This window comes from Arthrobacter sp. Y3223065 (assembly GCF_059090885.1).
On record NZ_JBNHGC010000002.1, the window covers coordinates 365,708 to 379,517 of the forward strand.

A 13,810-nucleotide genomic window follows, 5' to 3' on the forward strand; every position below is an offset into this window, starting at 1 on the left:
CCACGGCCGGGCCCGCGCCGCCGGGGTCAGGTCCGCTTTTGCAGGATCACCGATGTCTGGGTGCCGGCATCCCAGAATCCCAGGCTCGCGGCCAGCGCGCGGGAGGCCCTGTTCTCTTCGTGCGAGCGCCATTGCGGAATGAGTCCGGAGGAGAGCGCCTCGTGGCCCGCGATCGCGGCGATCAACGCGCCGGCTCCGCGGCGCCGGTAGGCGGGGGCGGTCAGGACGCCCACGTGGCCGAGGATCTGCTGCCACTCCTGGTAGCCCGCACCCGCCATCGGGGTGCTCCCGTCCAGCAGCACGAACGACTTGTCCATGCCGGCCAGCGCCGCTTCGTGCTTGTCATCGGGCGGGCACATGTCTTCCAGGCGGGCGACGTCGCTGCCGGCGGTGGAAACCAATGCCTCCCGTTCGGGTTGCACCACCGGAAGGTCTTCGGCGTAGGACAGCACGGCCTTGCCCAGCCCGTGCCCGCCGTGCTCCCGGCTCAACTGCATCAGCGTCTGGTGTTCGGCCAGGTCGTCGTCCGAGTACCGGGCTGCCGCCGCAACGGCCCATTCCGGGCCGACCAGCGCCGACCGGCCGAACAAGCGCACGAAGGTGAGCGTCCCGGCGTCCTCGTTAATCCGGGTCAGCCGATCGCCGGCAGAGGCGAAGGCGCTGTCGGAAAATCCGAGCAACCGCGCCCACGCCAGCAGCACAATGTCAGCCGTCCCTGCGTCCAATCGCATACCAGCCACACTACTGAACGCTCAGCCGAAGAGAACCCTTGCCTCGTCGTAACGATGCTGCGGGACGGTTTTTAAGTTGTTCAGCGCCGACTCGAAGCCCACGTGCACAACGTCGGTGCCTTTCAGGGCCACCATGCTGCCCCATCGTTTCTCCACCACCGAATCCACCGCCGCCATGCCCAGCCGTGTGGCCAGCACGCGGTCGTAGCCGGAGGGGACGCCGCCGCGCTGGATGTGCCCCAGCGTGGTGGCGCGGGTTTCGATCCCGGTGCGCATTTCCAGTTCGGGGGCCAGCCGTTCGCCGATGCCGCCCAGCCTCGGCCGCCCGTAGCTGTCCACCCCGCGCTCGGCGTGCGGGCCCAGTTCGCCGTCGGGCACCCAGCCTTCGGCCACCACCACCAGCGGTGCGCGGCCGCGCTTTTGCGCGTGCAGCACCCACTCGGACACCTGGTCCATGGTCACGCGCTGCTCGGGGATCAGGATGGCGTGTGCGCCGGTGGCCATGCCCGCGTGCAGGGCGATCCAGCCCACGTTGCGGCCCATCACCTCGGCGATCATGCAGCGGTGGTGCGATTCGCCGGTGGTGCGCAGCCGGTCGATCGCCTCGGTGGCGATCTGCACAGCGGTGTCGAAACCGAAGGTGTAGTCGGTGGCCTCCAGGTCGTTGTCGATGGTCTTGGGCACGCCGACGATCTTCAGCCCGGCCTGGGTGAGCCGGTAGGCGCCGGCCAAGGTGCCCTCGCCGCCGATCACGATCACCGCGTCCACGCCCAGCCGGTCCAGCGTCTGCTGGATCTTCTCCGGCCCGCCGTTCGGTCCGTCGAACGGGTTGGTGCGCGAGGTGCCCAGGATCGTGCCGCCCTGCTTGGAAATGCCCCGCACCTGGTTCCGCGGCAGGTCCATGATGTCGCCCTCGACCACGCCGCGCCAGCCGTCGCGGAAGCCGACAAACTCGTGCCCGTGCACCGTGATGCCCTTGAGCACGATGCCGCGGATCACCGCATTCAGGCCGGGGCAATCCCCGCCGCTGGTCATGATGCCAATCCTCATGGGTACTCCTTCTCGGTTGCTGGCCGGTCGGCGCGAGCACCCCATTGAGCCCGCCTCGATTCTATGCAGGAACCCCGGCCGGAGTCATTCGGGCGGGGAGCGGCGACCCTGACCGGGGGAGGCCCGGCCGGCGGGCCGGCAGCTCAGCCGGGCAGCAGGCCGTGCTGCATGGCGACCACGACGGCGCGCGTGCGGTCGTCGACGTCGAGCTTGGCGAAGATCCGCAGCAGGTGCGTCTTCACCGTGGTCTCGGCGATGAACAGCCGAGCCGCAATAGCCGGGTTGCTCAGGCCGTCCGCCACCGCCCCCAGCACCTCGGTCTCCCGGGCCGACAGCGCCGGCGGCGCGGGCGCGCGCATCCGCGAGACCAGCTTGGCCGCGATCGGCGGCGCCAGGACGGTCTCGCCGCGGGCGGCGCCGAAGACGGCGGCGATCAGCGCCTCGCCGGGGGTGTCCTTGAGCAGGTAGCCCACCGCGCCGGCCTCAACCGCACGCACGATGTCGGTGTCGCCGTCGTACGTGGTCAGGATCAACACCTTGGTGTCCGGCCGGGCGTCAACTATTCGCGCGGTGGCGTCCGCGCCGTCCAGCCGGGGCATCCGCAGGTCCATGAGGACGACGTCGGCGTCCAGTTCCAGCGCGGCACTCACCGCCGCGGCGCCGTCGGGAGCCTGGGCCACCACCTGCAGCCCGTCCTCGGTGCCCAGCAGGCCGGCCAGCCCGGCGCGGACCACGGGGTGGTCGTCGGCGATGACCACCCGGATCCGGGCGGCGGCGGTGGCGTTGCCGGGGCCGTCCGGATGGGGTTCAGCGGACAAGGCCGGCTCCTTCGTGCAGTTGCAGCGGGATGGTCATGGTCAGCCGGGTGCCGTCGCCGGGCGCCGAGTCCACGTCGAGGCTGCCGCCGATGCCGGACAGCCGGTCGGCCATGGCGCGCAGCCCGTAGCTGTCGCCCGAGGTCCCCGCGCCGGGGACGAAGCCGGCGCCGTCGTCGTCCACGGAGAGCACCAATAACGCGCCGTCGAGGTGCAGGCGCAGCCGCGCCGAGCCCGCACGGGCATGCCGGCGGACGTTGGCCAAGGCCTCCTGGGCGGCCCGCAGCACCACCACCTGCTGCGCCGGCGTGAGTTCCGGCAGCGCCGGCGGCAGTTCCACGCTCAGCCGGGCGCCGTTCAGGCCGGTGGTCTCGAGCCGCCGCAGCGCGCCGAGCAGGTCGCCGCCGGCCAGCTGGGTGGGGCCGGAGGCCGCAATCAGGGCCCGCGCTTCCTGCAGGTTGTCCCGTGCGGTGTCCCGGATTCCGGCCAGGGAGGACGCGAGCCCGGCCGGCAGCGGGGTGCCGGCCTTGCGCAGCCGGGCCTGGGCCGCCTCCGAGAGCATCACGATCGAGGTGAAGCCCTGCGCCAGCGTGTCGTGGATTTCGCGGGCCATCCGCTCCCGTTCGGCCATGGCGCCTTGGCGCTCGTGTGCGGCAGCCAGTTCCGCCCGGGCGGCGTTGAGCTCCGCGATCAGGTCCGCGCGCTGCTCGCTCTGTTCGATGATCTTGTAGATCCACAGGCCCAGCAGCGTGCTGGCCAGGAAGGAGATCACCGCCTGCAGCCCGGCGGCCAGCAGCCCGGTGGCGCCGGTGCCGAACAGGTGCAGCTGGCCGGCCGCCACCAGCACGCAGATCAGCGCCGAGGCCACCACGCCGTTGCGCTCCGATCCGGCGAACATCCACACCTGCGGGAACGCGATGAAGAGGATGATCGATCCGGCGCCGGAGAGGAACGCCAGGTAGGTGACCACGGCGATCAGCAGCACCACGTACAGCTTCGGCTTCCAGGTGTCCAAGTCGTTCGCCCTGGTCAGGAACGGGTAGGCGACCCCGAGGAGGACGAGGGCCGCCACCGCCGATGTCCTGGCGGGGTTCCCCGCGTCAGCGCCGACCCAGACGATGACGGCGACCGTCGCCAGTGAGGCGTAGAACCCGAGGTGCCACCACTTCAAACCGCGGAACCAGATCGAGTCCCCGGCGGACGGAGGCGCCGTCGCAGGCGTGACCGCGGATTCACTCATGGCATCACCTTACGACGGGCCCTGCTGCGCGGTGCTCTTCCGCGCGGGGTTACTTCTGTGGGGGCCAACGGAACATCAGCCGGGTCAGCACCAGGCCGCCGGCCAGCCAGATGAAGATGACGACGGCGGACATCCCCAGGTTCCAGGACCCGCCGGGCTCCGCCGCCTCCCAGCCCTCCGGAAGGAACACCGAGCGCATGCCGCTGGCCGTCCAGCGCAGCGGCGTCAGGTCCGCGATGCCGCGCAGCCAGTCCGGGATCTGCGGGAAGGGGAAATACACGCCGGAGATGAAGGACAGCAGCAGCGGCGGTACGGCGGCCATGGTGGATGCGGAGGGGCCGGACCTGGCGAGGCAGGCGAAGGCGATCCCCACCGCAGACCAGGCCGCCGTGGACCCCAGCAGCAGCCACGCGAGCGTCAGCCAGGCGTCCGCCGTCGTCGGCAAAGGCACGTTGAACAGGAACCGGGCACCCAGCAGCAGCAGCGCCGTTTGCGTCATGATCAGGATGAGCGTCATTCCGGTCTTGCCCAGGAAGTAGGACAGGCTGGGCAGCGGCGTTCCGGCCAGACGCTTGATGCTGCCGTTGAACCGTTCGGTGGCCACGTAGGCGCTGAGGTTCTGGAAGCCGCTCAGGACGGTGCCCAGGGCCAGCATCGCGGGCAGGAAGTACGCGGCCGGGCGCAGCAGCAACTCCGGCCGCGCCGGATCACCCATCGACGCGTCGTCGCCGAACACGGTGCTGAACAGGCCCATCATGATCAGCGGGAACAGCAGGGTGAACACCACGGCGGCCGGGTCGCGCGAGAACATCCGCACCTCCAGCAGCGTCCGCTTCCAGCCCAGCAGCACGGCGTTCGGCCGCCAGGCGCTGACCGCCCCGGCGGGGCCGGTCTTCGAAGGGGCCGTGGCGTTCATGATGCGTCGGTCCTGTCCGTGTTGTGCTGCTGCAGCAGCCGAAGGTAGATGTCCTCGAGGTGCGGCACGCGCACCTGCAGGTTGGCTGGCTCCCGCCGTCCGCCGTCGCTGATGCGGTGCACCACCGCGGCCGGCTCGTCCGTGGTCTCGTCGTGGTCGCCGGCCTCGTCCGTCCAGCTGACCTTGGGCCGGCGCAGTGCCGCGCCGCCGATGGTTGCGGGCGTGCCTTCGGCCACCAGCCGGCCGGCCGCGATGACACCCAGCCGGTCCGCCAGCTGCTCGGCTTCGTCCAGGTAGTGGGTGGTGAGCACGATGGTGGTGCCGTCGGAACCCAGGCGGCGGATCAGCTCCCAGAAGGACCGCCTGGCCTCCGGGTCGAAGCCGGTGGTCGGTTCGTCCAGGAACAGCAGTTCGGGATTGCCGACCAGGCCCATGGCCACGTCCAGCCGACGGCGCTGGCCCCCGGAGAGGCTGCCGATCCGTGCGCCGGTCTTTTCTTCCAGCCCGACGGCGGCGATCACCTCGTCGACCGGGCGCGGGGCGGGGTAATAGGCGGCGAGGGCGCGCAGCGATTCGGCCACCTTCAGCTCACCGGCATCGGTGGCCTCCTGCAGCACGACCCCGATGCGGGCACGGAACCCCGCCGCCGCCCGGTACGGGTCGACGCCGAGCACGGTGGCGCGGCCAGAGGTTGGCTTCCGGTGGCCCTCCATCATCTCGATGGTCGTGCTTTTGCCCGCGCCGTTGGGCCCGAGCAGCGCGTACGTTTCGCCCGTGCGGATCCGCAGCGTGATGCCGTCCACGGCGCGGATGGTACCGCCCCCGGGACGGCGGTACTCCTTCACCAACCGGTCGAGGACGACGGCGATGCCCGGCCCGGCAGGATCGGCGCCGATGGAATCGGGTTCGGCGCCTTCCGGCTCGGAAGGAAAGGATTCGGGAGGATGGCCGGAGGCCGGCGCGCCCATGGCGTCCCGTGCGGCGCGGGCGGTGGCGGGTGTTCTCATGCTTCCAGCATGCCGGGGCCGGGTGCGTTGCCGGCACGTCCGTCCTGCCGAATCCGTTGTCCTCCGTTCGGTGGACAGCAGATCAGGACTTGCTGGCGAGCAGCTTCTCCAGCGCGATGCTGCCGTCGTACTTCGGCAGCAGCAGCCACAACACCAGGTAGGTGCCGACTCCGACGCCGGGGAACAGGAAGACCAGCAGGGTGGCGATCCGCACCCATGTCACGTCCCAGCCGAATTTGGCGGCAATGCCGCCGCAAATGCCGGCCACCCAGCGGTCGGGGCCGCGGCGGACGGGACTGGAGCGGAGCACTCGGTAAAAGGTATCCATGGAACCATGCTTTCGTGTTCGGGAGCTGTTGTCACTGGCAGATCGCCGTCGGCGGCCCGCGCGGGTGGCGCGGGCCGCCGGGGTGGTCGATCCTCGGCCGGTGCTCGGCCGGCGGCCTTGGGCTAGCGGTCCCGGTTGCGGGTGGCGCTCAGGACGCCGGCGACCACCAGGGCGATGCCGGAGCCGATCAACAGGGCGATCATGACGTAGGCCCAGTTGAAGCTGATGTCCCACCAGGTTCCGGCGAGCACCAGCAGGCCGACGGCCACGGCGATCAGGCCCCAGATGATGGTGCCTACGCGGGGACGGCGATCCTGGTCGTGGTTCAGTTGGCTGCTCATCGGATTTCCTCCAGTTCGCTGACGGTCATGATGTCGACGTTGCTGGCCACGCCCCGGACGGCCAGGATGATTTCCGGCTCCCCGCCGTCGTCGTTGATGATGTAGCTCCCCGGCTGCCAGACCCCGGACTGCCGTCCGCTGTCCGCGCCGGTGACGTATTCGACGTTGCCCAGCGCCATCTGCGTTTCCACCTTCACCGGGACGTCGTCGGGGATGATGACGGTGACGGAGGAGGCGACGGCGTTGACCGGGACGACGGCGGGGCCGCCAAAACGGGAACCGGAGACGGCCCGCAGGTCCACGGTGCCGTCGCCGGCCACTACGCTGTAGCCGTCACCCTGGGCCGGCGCCGCGGCGGAGGTCCAGGTGCGGCTGGAGGCGATGGCGAAGTTGGAGGCGGTCCATTGCGTTCCCGCGGAGAAGGCCAGCGCCAGGACCAGTCCCACGGCAGCCAGGAAACCGAGGACGCCCGAGGTTCGGCCGACGGCGCCCATCACGACGACGCCGATGCCGATCACGATCAGCGCCGCGGCGATAGCGACCGGTACGACGTTCCGGCCCAGGTCAACGAACTCCAGCGCGTTGAGTCCCAGGACCACGCCGGCGGCCAGCATGGCCGCGCCCAGAGTCAGGGCGATGGCCGCGCCAGAGGGACCGCGGGGGGCGGGCTTGTACGGCCTCGGTGCGGGCTGGGGATAGGGGCGCGGCTGCGGGTAGGCCTGCCGCGGCGGGCCCGGGGGGCCGCCGTGGCCCGCGTTGCCGAACCCGGCCGCGGACGCCGGCATCGAACCGTAGGGGGCGCCGGCGGTGTGGGCCGGGCCGGCATGGCTGCCCGGAGCCGGTGCCGCGGGGGCGGCGGAGCCGGGGGAGCCGGGGGCGGTCTTGTTGCGCGTGGCGAGCCAGTAGATGAAGAACCCCACCGCGCCGAGCCAGATGACGGCCCAGACGAAGCCGCCGAAGCCCCAGCCGCCGTCGTTGTCGAACCCGAATATCCAGTTGAACGGGCGGCTGAACACGCCCAGGGCCGTGAAGATCACCGCGCCGGTCATGCCTGCCGTCCAGTTGCTGCGGCCGGCTTCTTCCGCATGGATCCGGCCGTCCGGCTCGGGCAGCAGGGCCCACGCCACGCCGTAGAGCAGCACGCCGATGCCGCCGAAGACGGCCAGCAGGATGAACAGGCCGCGGACCAGGATCGGGTCCAGCCCGATCCGGTGCGCGACGCCGGAGGCTACGCCGCCGATCCAGCGGTCCTGCCCGCGGGCAACGCCCAGGTTGCGGAACCAGCTGAAGAACGCGTTGCTCTGCGCCGGGAAGCCGCCACCGGGCGGCGGCGGGTAAGCGCCGGCGCTGTCCGGCGGCGGCGGGAAGCCCCCGCCGCCCCCGGCGCGGCCGGCGTAACCGGGCCCGTCGCCCCAGGCCGCGTTGGCATGCGCCGCATCGGTGTAGCCCGCGCCCAGCGGGATGGTGGGGTTGGTGCCCGGAAGGATGGGTTCGGTCGGATTGGCGGGCCGGTCGTCGTAGCGTGCCGCGTCGTCAGGCAGCGGGGCGTCCGCGGGCTGTGCCGCGGCGCCATACCGCGAAGCGTCGTCGGGCAGCGGGGCAGCGCCGTCGTCGGCGCGGTCGCCGGTCCCGGCATCCTCTGCCTCGCCGGTCTCCGGCTGGACGGTCTCGCGCTCGCCGGGAGCCGGTGCCGGGCCCGTTGCCGGGCCCGGTTCCTGCCGGGAGTCCTGTGCTGCCGGTAGCTGGTCCGGTTCGTCTGTTCGTTCGGTGCCGTCGTTATCCGACGGGATCGGTGCGTGTGAGGTCATGGTTTGATCATTCCAACCCGCAGCCGTCTCCTCTATCGGGTGCCCCCCTGACCCTTCCCTGACCGGCGGGCCGGGGTTCCCCTGAATCAGCGCCCCACGGTAGGCCGGGTACTCCCGCGCGTGCTTGGATTGACCCATGAGAGAACCGCTCGTCCGCTCCACCGAGGACCGCATCATTGCGGGCGTGTGTACGGGCCTGGCCCGGCACCTGAACACCTCGGTCGCGATCGTCCGGGTCGGCATGGTGGTCCTGGCGCTCGCCGGGGGAGCGGGTGTGCTGCTCTACGTCTGGCTCTGGCTGCTGGTGCCGACCGCGGCGGATAAGGCCCTGGCGGCCGAGCGCGCCTTCAATCCCCGCGACATCGCGGAGAACTTCGCGCGGGGATTCGGCGCGCCGCCTCCCGGCCAGGAGCCCGTCGGCCGGCCCGTCGGCCGCCCCGGCGGGCAGCCCGGAGCGCTTCCGCAGGGCCCCGGAGCGACGGGCGCTCCGCGGCTGATGCAGCGCGGCGGCAAGGAAATCCTGATCGGCGCGGCCCTGGTCCTCGCAGGCGGCGCCGTCGTCGCCCAACTCGCGGGCATCAATTTGCCGTGGGGGACCTGGCTGCCCGTCCTCGCCATCGCGGCCGGCGCGGTGATCGCGTGGATGCAGCTGGACGATTCCCGGCGCAGCGGACTGATGGACCGCGCCGGTGCAACCGGGGCGCAGGGCGCCGTGCGGTTGCTGGCCGGGCTGGTCCTGGTGGTGGCCGGCATCGTCACCATGGTGTCCGGATCGATTACCTGGGAGGCCATGTGGCCCACGCTGTTCGCCTCGCTGGCCGTGCTGGCCGGGGTCCTGCTGGTTTTGGCACCGTGGGTGCTGAAGTACTGGCGGGACCTGGAGACCGAACGCTCCGGCCGCATCCGGGAAACCGAGCGCGCGGAAATCGCCGCGCACCTGCACGATTCGGTGCTGCAGACCTTGGCCCTGATCCAAAACCGCGCCGGTTCGGAACACGACGTTACCCGGTTGGCCCGCGCCCAAGAACGGGAACTGCGCGAATGGCTCTACCGGGACCAGCGGCAGGAAGAGGGCAACCTGGTGGACCGCGTGAAGGCGGTGGCCGCGGAAATCGAAGACGCCTACGGGCACCCCGTGGACGTCGTCGCCGTGGGCGACAGCGCGATGACCGACCGGCACGAGGTCCTGGTGCATGCCACCCGGGAAGCGGTGCAGAACGCGGCCAAACATGCGGGCGGCGGCATCTCCGTATACGTTGAATGCACACCGGGCAGCAGCGAAATTTTCGTCCGCGACCGCGGTCCCGGGTTCGAGCTCGCCGCCGTGCCGCCGGACCGGATGGGCGTGCGCGAATCGCTCATCGGCCGGATGGAGCGCCACGGCGGCCAGGCAAAAATCCGCAACACCGGCAGCGGCACCGAAGTCCACCTCAGCCTGCAGCACCCCCAGGAAGGAACCGCATCGTGACCGAACCCATCCGCGTGGTCGTTGTGGACGACCACGCCATCTTCCGTTCCGGCTTGAAAGCAGACCTGGACGGGCGGATCGAGGTGGTCGCCGAGGCCGCGACCGTGGAGCAGGCGATCGCGGCCATCCACGAGCAGCGGCCCGCGGTAGTGCTCCTGGACGTGCACCTGCCCGGAGGCAGGGGCGGCGGCGGGGCCGAGGTGGTGGCGGGCTGCGGGGACCTGCTGGGGGAGACCAAGTTCCTGGCGCTGAGCGTGTCCGACGCCGCCGAAGACGTAGTCACCGTCATCCGGGCCGGCGCCCGCGGGTACGTCACCAAGACAATCTCCGGCGCCGAAATCTCCGACGCCGTGGAGCGGGTGGCCGGCGGCGACGCGGCCTTCTCGCCGCGGCTGGCCGGGTTCGTCCTGGACGCCTTCGGCACGGCAGCCGTTGCCAATGTTGACGACGAACTGGACAAGCTCTCCGCGCGTGAACTGGAGGTCATGCGGCTGATCGCCCGCGGCTACCAGTACAAGGAAGTGGCCAAGGAACTGTTCATCTCCATCAAGACCGTCGAAACGCACGTCTCGTCCGTGCCGCGCAAGCTCCAGCTGTCCTCCCGGCACGAGCTGACCCGCTGGGCCGTTGACCGCCGGATCCTGTAGCGGGGGGCCGGACCCTGTTGTGCCCCAGGCGCCGGTGGTAGCTTGGTGGCACTGTCAGGACGGACCGCGCAGGAGGATCCATGACCGACTCCCCGCAGCACGACGAACTGCCGCTGCCGGACTACGACCACATACCGCTGGGCACTCTTCCGTCCCGGATCACGGGGCTGGACGAGCAGGGAATGACGGAGCTTCTGGCCTACGAACGTGAGCACGGGAACCGGCTCCCGGTCGTCCAGGTCCTCGAGCGCCGGCTCGAGGAACTGCGCGCCGGGGCAGAGCCGAGCGGCACCGCCACGCCGGACATGCCCGAAGTCGGCCGGAGCCAGGGCGGCTCCGCGGCGCGGCCGGAAACCTCCGGCCCGCAGGTGGTGCCGCCGTTCCACGGAAATCCGGCCCATCAATCGCAGCCCGAAAAGTAGCAGGCACGCCGCGGCCGGGCCGCCCGTTGGCTGCCCGGCCGCCACTCTTTCCGGCGGCTACTTGGCCTTCGCCAGGAAGTCCTGCAGCCGGCCGACGCCGGTGGCGAGGTCTTCGTCGCCGAGGGCGTAGGACAGCCGCACGAAGCCGGACGGCCCGAAGGCCTCGCCGGGAACGACGGCGACCTCGACCTCGTCGAGGATCAGCGAGGCAAGCTCGGCGGAGGTCGCCGGTCGGATGGCGCCGTCCGCCGTCGCGAATTCCTTGCCCAGCAGCCCGCGGACGTCGGCGTAGGCGTAGAACGCGCCCTCCGGCGTCGGGCATTCGACGCCGGCGATGGCGTTCAGGCCCTCGACCATGGCCTTGCGGCGGCGGTCGAAGGCCACCTTCATCTCGTCCACCGCGGTCAGCGGTCCGGACACGGCGGCCAGCGCTGCCATCTGGGACACGTTGGCCACGTTGGAGGTGGCGTGCGACTGCATATTGGTGGCGGCCTTGACCACGTCCTTGGGGCCGATCATCCAGCCCACCCGCCAGCCGGTCATGGCGTAGGTCTTGGCGACGCCGTTGAGGATGATGACCTTGTCGCCCAGTTCCGGCGCGGCCGTCGCGATGGAGGTGAAGGGCACGCCGTCGTACGTGAGGTGCTCGTAGATCTCGTCGGTGATGACCCACAAGCCCTTGGAGGCGGCCCACCGGCCGATTTCGGCGACCTGTTCCGGCTGGTAGACGGCGCCGGTCGGGTTGGACGGGGAGACGAAGAGCAGCACCTTGGTGTTTTCGGTCAGCGCGCCTTCGAGCTGGTCGACGGTGACCAGGTAGCCCTGCTCCGGCCCGGCGAAGACCTCCACCGGGACGCCGCCGGCCAGCCGGATCGCCTCCGGGTAGGTGGTCCAGAACGGCGTGGGGACCAGGACCTCGTCGCCCGGATCCAACAACGTGGCGAAGGATTCGTACACGGCCTGCTTGCCGCCGTTGGTCACCAGCACCTGGGCGGGATCCACCCGGTAGCCGGAATCGCGCAGCGTCTTGTCCGCGATGGCCTGCTTCAGTTCGGGCAGTCCGCCGGCGGGGGAGTAGCGGTGGAAGCGCGGCTGGCGGGCGGCCTCAATGGCGGCCTCCACGATGTAGTCCGGGGTCGGAAAGTCCGGTTCGCCCGCCCCGAAGCCAATCACCGGACGCCCGGCGGCCTTCAGCGCCTTCGCCTTGGCATCGACGGCGAGGGTGGCGGATTCGGCGATGGACGCAATGCGCCGGGAGACGCGGGCGTTGGCAGGCATGGGGTTCCCGTCTTCAGTAGCGTGTAGGACTGTTCCATAGTCTAGGTGCAGCCCGTCGGGGATGTCCTGCCGGCGGCGCCGCGGCCCCTCTGCACGCCCGTGGTCGGCGCCCGCGGAACCTGTTGGCGGTCCCGTTGGTCAGCGGGCCGGCGGAAATGTTGCATAATGGATCAGTCGCCTTTTGGGCGGCAAACGGGGTTCGGTTCGACGTCGGCGCATCGCTGACGTAAACTGGATCTTCGGTGTTGAAAACGCCATGATGTTCCATGCCCGCACGGCGGGGAACATCCGGCAGTATTCGGCTCCATAGGGTAGTGGCGCAATTGGTAGCGCAGCGGTCTCCAAAACCGCAGGTTGCAGGTTCGAGTCCTGTCTGCCCTGCGCAGAACCGCCGCAGGCATAACTGCAGCAGTTCAGCATCCCAGCACGAAGCAGCGGTCCAGGCCGGCCGAGGCCGTCCGGGGGCCGGACACCGGACAGAATGAGTGAGGCCAGGTTGACCGATACGTCTTCCAGCAGTCCCCAGGGGCGCCCCACCGGACGAAAGACCGAGAAGCGCGGTCTCTTCGCCCGGATCATTCTGTTTGTCCGCCAGATCATTGCCGAACTCAAAAAGGTCGTCACGCCGACCCGCAAGGAATTGCTGAACTACACGCTTGTGGTGATCGCTTTCGTGGCCATCATGATGTTGATCGTCACGGCACTGGATCTGGTTTTCGGTCAGGGCGCGTTCTTCGTCTTCGGAGACGGCATACCCGAACAGTAACGTCCGCGTTGCGGCAGCCGTACGGATGGATACGACGACGGCGCAAAGCCGCCGCGAGTCAAGTGAGCTGAAGAAGAAAGCAGGAAGCTAAGTGTCCGACCAGGAACTCGAAGCCCAGAACTCCGAAGAGAACGCGGAGCTGGAAGCCGACGAGCAGGTTACCGAGACCGGCACCGACGAGGTGCCGGCTTCTGGCGTTGACGCCGCAGACGAGGCTGCCGGTACCGATCTGGCGAGCGAGCTTGACCAGGCCGTCGAAGACGCCCCCGTCCTCGACGAGGCCGCCGAAGCCGCCGCCGAGGCGGACATGAGCGAAGCCGTGGCAGCCGACGAGGCCCCGGAAGAGGCCGAAGAGGCCGAGCAGACCGAAGAGGAAGCCCTCGAAGCATTCCGCGCCAAGCTGCGCCGCCAGCCCGGTGACTGGTACGTCATCCACTCCTACGCCGGGTACGAAAACCGTGTGAAGGTTAATCTGGAGACCCGCATCCAGACCCTGAACATGGAAGACTTCATCTACGAGATCCAGGTCCCGATGGAAGAGGTCGTGGAGATCAAGAACACCACGCGCAAGCTGGTCAAGCGCGTACGCATCCCGGGTTACGTGCTGGTCCGGATGGACCTGACCGACGCCTCGTGGGGCGCCGTCCGCCACACGCCGGGCGTGACCGGATTCGTCGGCAACGCCCACAACCCGGTGCCGCTGAGCCTGAAGGAAGTTGCTTCCATGCTGGAGCACACCATCACCGGCACCAAGACGGAAGCCGGCGGCAAGGCTGCCGGCAAGTCGGCTGCCCCGAGCACGCCGATCACCGTCAACTTCGAGGTCGGCGAGTCCGTCACGGTCAACGACGGGCCGTTCGAGACGCTGCCGGCAACGATTTCCGAAATCAAGCCGGAATCCCAGCAGTTGGTGGTGCTGGTGACCATCTTCGAGCGCGAAACCCCGGTGACGCTCTCCTTCAGCCAGGTCACCAAGATCCACTAACCAAGACT

15 protein-coding genes and 1 tRNA gene are annotated in these 13,810 nt (G+C 70.0%); 6 read left to right on the forward strand and 10 right to left on the reverse strand.

Annotated elements, in window-relative coordinates; translation table 11 throughout:
• Positions 1-26: 26 nt before the first annotated feature.
• From AC5RUK_RS06620 to AC5RUK_RS06660, 9 genes are all read right to left on the reverse strand, one after another.
• Positions 27-731 (reverse strand): GNAT family N-acetyltransferase, encoded by a 705-nt coding sequence (locus AC5RUK_RS06620; RefSeq protein ID WP_494107622.1) that lies wholly within the window; start codon positions 729-731, stop codon positions 27-29.
• A gap of 21 nt (positions 732-752) precedes the next feature.
• On the reverse strand, positions 753-1,781 hold the full coding sequence (locus tag AC5RUK_RS06625; RefSeq protein ID WP_493989396.1) for a 6-phosphofructokinase: 1,029 nt from the start codon (positions 1,779-1,781) through the stop codon (positions 753-755).
• A 143-nt stretch (positions 1,782-1,924) separates the two neighbouring features.
• Positions 1,925-2,599, reverse strand: a complete 675-nt coding sequence (locus tag AC5RUK_RS06630) for a response regulator (protein ID WP_494151703.1) — start codon at positions 2,597-2,599, stop codon at positions 1,925-1,927.
• Positions 2,589-3,836 carry a sensor histidine kinase gene (locus tag AC5RUK_RS06635; RefSeq protein ID WP_494151704.1) on the reverse strand — a complete coding sequence of 416 codons (1,248 nt, stop codon included), beginning with the start codon at positions 3,834-3,836 and terminating at the stop codon, positions 2,589-2,591. The genes AC5RUK_RS06630 and AC5RUK_RS06635 overlap by 11 nt, the downstream gene beginning before the upstream one ends.
• A gap of 49 nt (positions 3,837-3,885) precedes the next feature.
• Complete coding sequence (locus AC5RUK_RS06640; protein ID WP_494151705.1) at positions 3,886-4,752, reverse strand: ABC transporter permease; 867 nt, start codon at positions 4,750-4,752, stop codon at positions 3,886-3,888.
• On the reverse strand, positions 4,749-5,759 hold the full coding sequence (locus AC5RUK_RS06645; protein ID WP_494151706.1) for an ABC transporter ATP-binding protein: 1,011 nt from the start codon (positions 5,757-5,759) through the stop codon (positions 4,749-4,751). Before AC5RUK_RS06645 ends, AC5RUK_RS06640 begins: the two co-directional genes overlap by 4 nt.
• A gap of 82 nt (positions 5,760-5,841) precedes the next feature.
• Positions 5,842-6,087 carry a PspC domain-containing protein gene (locus tag AC5RUK_RS06650; protein WP_493989391.1) on the reverse strand — a complete coding sequence of 82 codons (246 nt, stop codon included), beginning with the start codon at positions 6,085-6,087 and terminating at the stop codon, positions 5,842-5,844.
• 122 nt (positions 6,088-6,209) lie between these two features.
• Complete coding sequence (locus AC5RUK_RS06655; protein ID WP_493989390.1) at positions 6,210-6,428, reverse strand: hypothetical protein; 219 nt, start codon at positions 6,426-6,428, stop codon at positions 6,210-6,212.
• On the reverse strand, positions 6,425-8,236 hold the full coding sequence (locus AC5RUK_RS06660) for a PspC domain-containing protein (protein WP_494151707.1): 1,812 nt from the start codon (positions 8,234-8,236) through the stop codon (positions 6,425-6,427). Before AC5RUK_RS06660 ends, AC5RUK_RS06655 begins: the two co-directional genes overlap by 4 nt.
• A 136-nt stretch (positions 8,237-8,372) precedes the next feature.
• Here AC5RUK_RS06660 and AC5RUK_RS06665 point away from each other — a divergent pair, with 136 nt between their 5' ends.
• The 3 genes from AC5RUK_RS06665 to AC5RUK_RS06675 all read left to right on the forward strand — a co-directional run bounded on the left by AC5RUK_RS06665 (position 8,373) and on the right by AC5RUK_RS06675 (position 10,773).
• Positions 8,373-9,704: an ATP-binding protein gene (locus tag AC5RUK_RS06665; protein ID WP_494151708.1), complete on the forward strand. Its 1,332-nt coding sequence runs from the start codon at positions 8,373-8,375 to the stop codon at positions 9,702-9,704.
• The gene (locus AC5RUK_RS06670) at positions 9,701-10,351 is read left to right on the forward strand and encodes a LuxR C-terminal-related transcriptional regulator (protein WP_494151709.1); all 651 of its coding nucleotides are present in this window, start codon (positions 9,701-9,703) and stop codon (positions 10,349-10,351) included. The genes AC5RUK_RS06665 and AC5RUK_RS06670 overlap by 4 nt, the downstream gene beginning before the upstream one ends.
• A gap of 80 nt (positions 10,352-10,431) precedes the next feature.
• Positions 10,432-10,773 (forward strand): DUF8129 domain-containing protein, encoded by a 342-nt coding sequence (locus AC5RUK_RS06675; protein WP_493989386.1) that lies wholly within the window; start codon positions 10,432-10,434, stop codon positions 10,771-10,773.
• Positions 10,774-10,830: 57 nt separating this feature from the next.
• On the opposite strand, the gene AC5RUK_RS06680 is transcribed toward AC5RUK_RS06675, so the two are convergent.
• A complete protein-coding gene (locus AC5RUK_RS06680; protein ID WP_494151710.1) occupies positions 10,831-12,051 on the reverse strand; it encodes a pyridoxal phosphate-dependent aminotransferase in 1,221 nt (406 codons plus the stop codon).
• 308 nt (positions 12,052-12,359) lie between these two features.
• On the opposite strand from AC5RUK_RS06680, the gene AC5RUK_RS06685 reads away from it, so the two are divergent.
• From AC5RUK_RS06685 to nusG, 3 genes are all read left to right on the forward strand, one after another.
• A tRNA-Trp gene (locus AC5RUK_RS06685) sits at positions 12,360-12,432 on the forward strand.
• 100 nt (positions 12,433-12,532) lie between these two features.
• Entirely contained in the window at positions 12,533-12,817 is a 285-nt protein-coding gene (gene secE / locus AC5RUK_RS06690) for a preprotein translocase subunit SecE (RefSeq protein WP_493989384.1), read from the forward strand.
• A 91-nt stretch (positions 12,818-12,908) separates the two neighbouring features.
• The gene (nusG, locus tag AC5RUK_RS06695) at positions 12,909-13,802 is read left to right on the forward strand and encodes a transcription termination/antitermination protein NusG (RefSeq protein ID WP_494151711.1); all 894 of its coding nucleotides are present in this window, start codon (positions 12,909-12,911) and stop codon (positions 13,800-13,802) included.
• Positions 13,803-13,810 lie beyond the last annotated feature (8 nt).

What these genes read in the sequence shown, in the direction of transcription:
- AC5RUK_RS06620 (WP_494107622.1), bottom strand. Translation starts at nt 731, where the DNA reads ATGCGATTGGACGCAGGGACGGCTGACATTGTGCTGCTGGCGTGGGCG.
- AC5RUK_RS06625 (WP_493989396.1), bottom strand. Translation starts at nt 1,781, where the DNA reads ATGAGGATTGGCATCATGACCAGCGGCGGGGATTGCCCCGGCCTGAAT.
- AC5RUK_RS06635 (WP_494151704.1), bottom strand. Translation starts at nt 3,836, where the DNA reads ATGAGTGAATCCGCGGTCACGCCTGCGACGGCGCCTCCGTCCGCCGGG.
- AC5RUK_RS06640 (WP_494151705.1), bottom strand. Translation starts at nt 4,752, where the DNA reads ATGAACGCCACGGCCCCTTCGAAGACCGGCCCCGCCGGGGCGGTCAGC.
- AC5RUK_RS06645 (WP_494151706.1), bottom strand. Translation starts at nt 5,759, where the DNA reads ATGAGAACACCCGCCACCGCCCGCGCCGCACGGGACGCCATGGGCGCG.
- AC5RUK_RS06650 (WP_493989391.1), bottom strand. Translation starts at nt 6,087, where the DNA reads ATGGATACCTTTTACCGAGTGCTCCGCTCCAGTCCCGTCCGCCGCGGC.
- AC5RUK_RS06655 (WP_493989390.1), bottom strand. Translation starts at nt 6,428, where the DNA reads ATGAGCAGCCAACTGAACCACGACCAGGATCGCCGTCCCCGCGTAGGC.
- AC5RUK_RS06660 (WP_494151707.1), bottom strand. Translation starts at nt 8,236, where the DNA reads ATGACCTCACACGCACCGATCCCGTCGGATAACGACGGCACCGAACGA.
- AC5RUK_RS06665 (WP_494151708.1), top strand. Translation starts at nt 8,373, where the DNA reads ATGAGAGAACCGCTCGTCCGCTCCACCGAGGACCGCATCATTGCGGGC.
- AC5RUK_RS06675 (WP_493989386.1), top strand. Translation starts at nt 10,432, where the DNA reads ATGACCGACTCCCCGCAGCACGACGAACTGCCGCTGCCGGACTACGAC.
- AC5RUK_RS06680 (WP_494151710.1), bottom strand. Translation starts at nt 12,051, where the DNA reads ATGCCTGCCAACGCCCGCGTCTCCCGGCGCATTGCGTCCATCGCCGAA.
- secE (WP_493989384.1), top strand. Translation starts at nt 12,533, where the DNA reads ATGAGTGAGGCCAGGTTGACCGATACGTCTTCCAGCAGTCCCCAGGGG.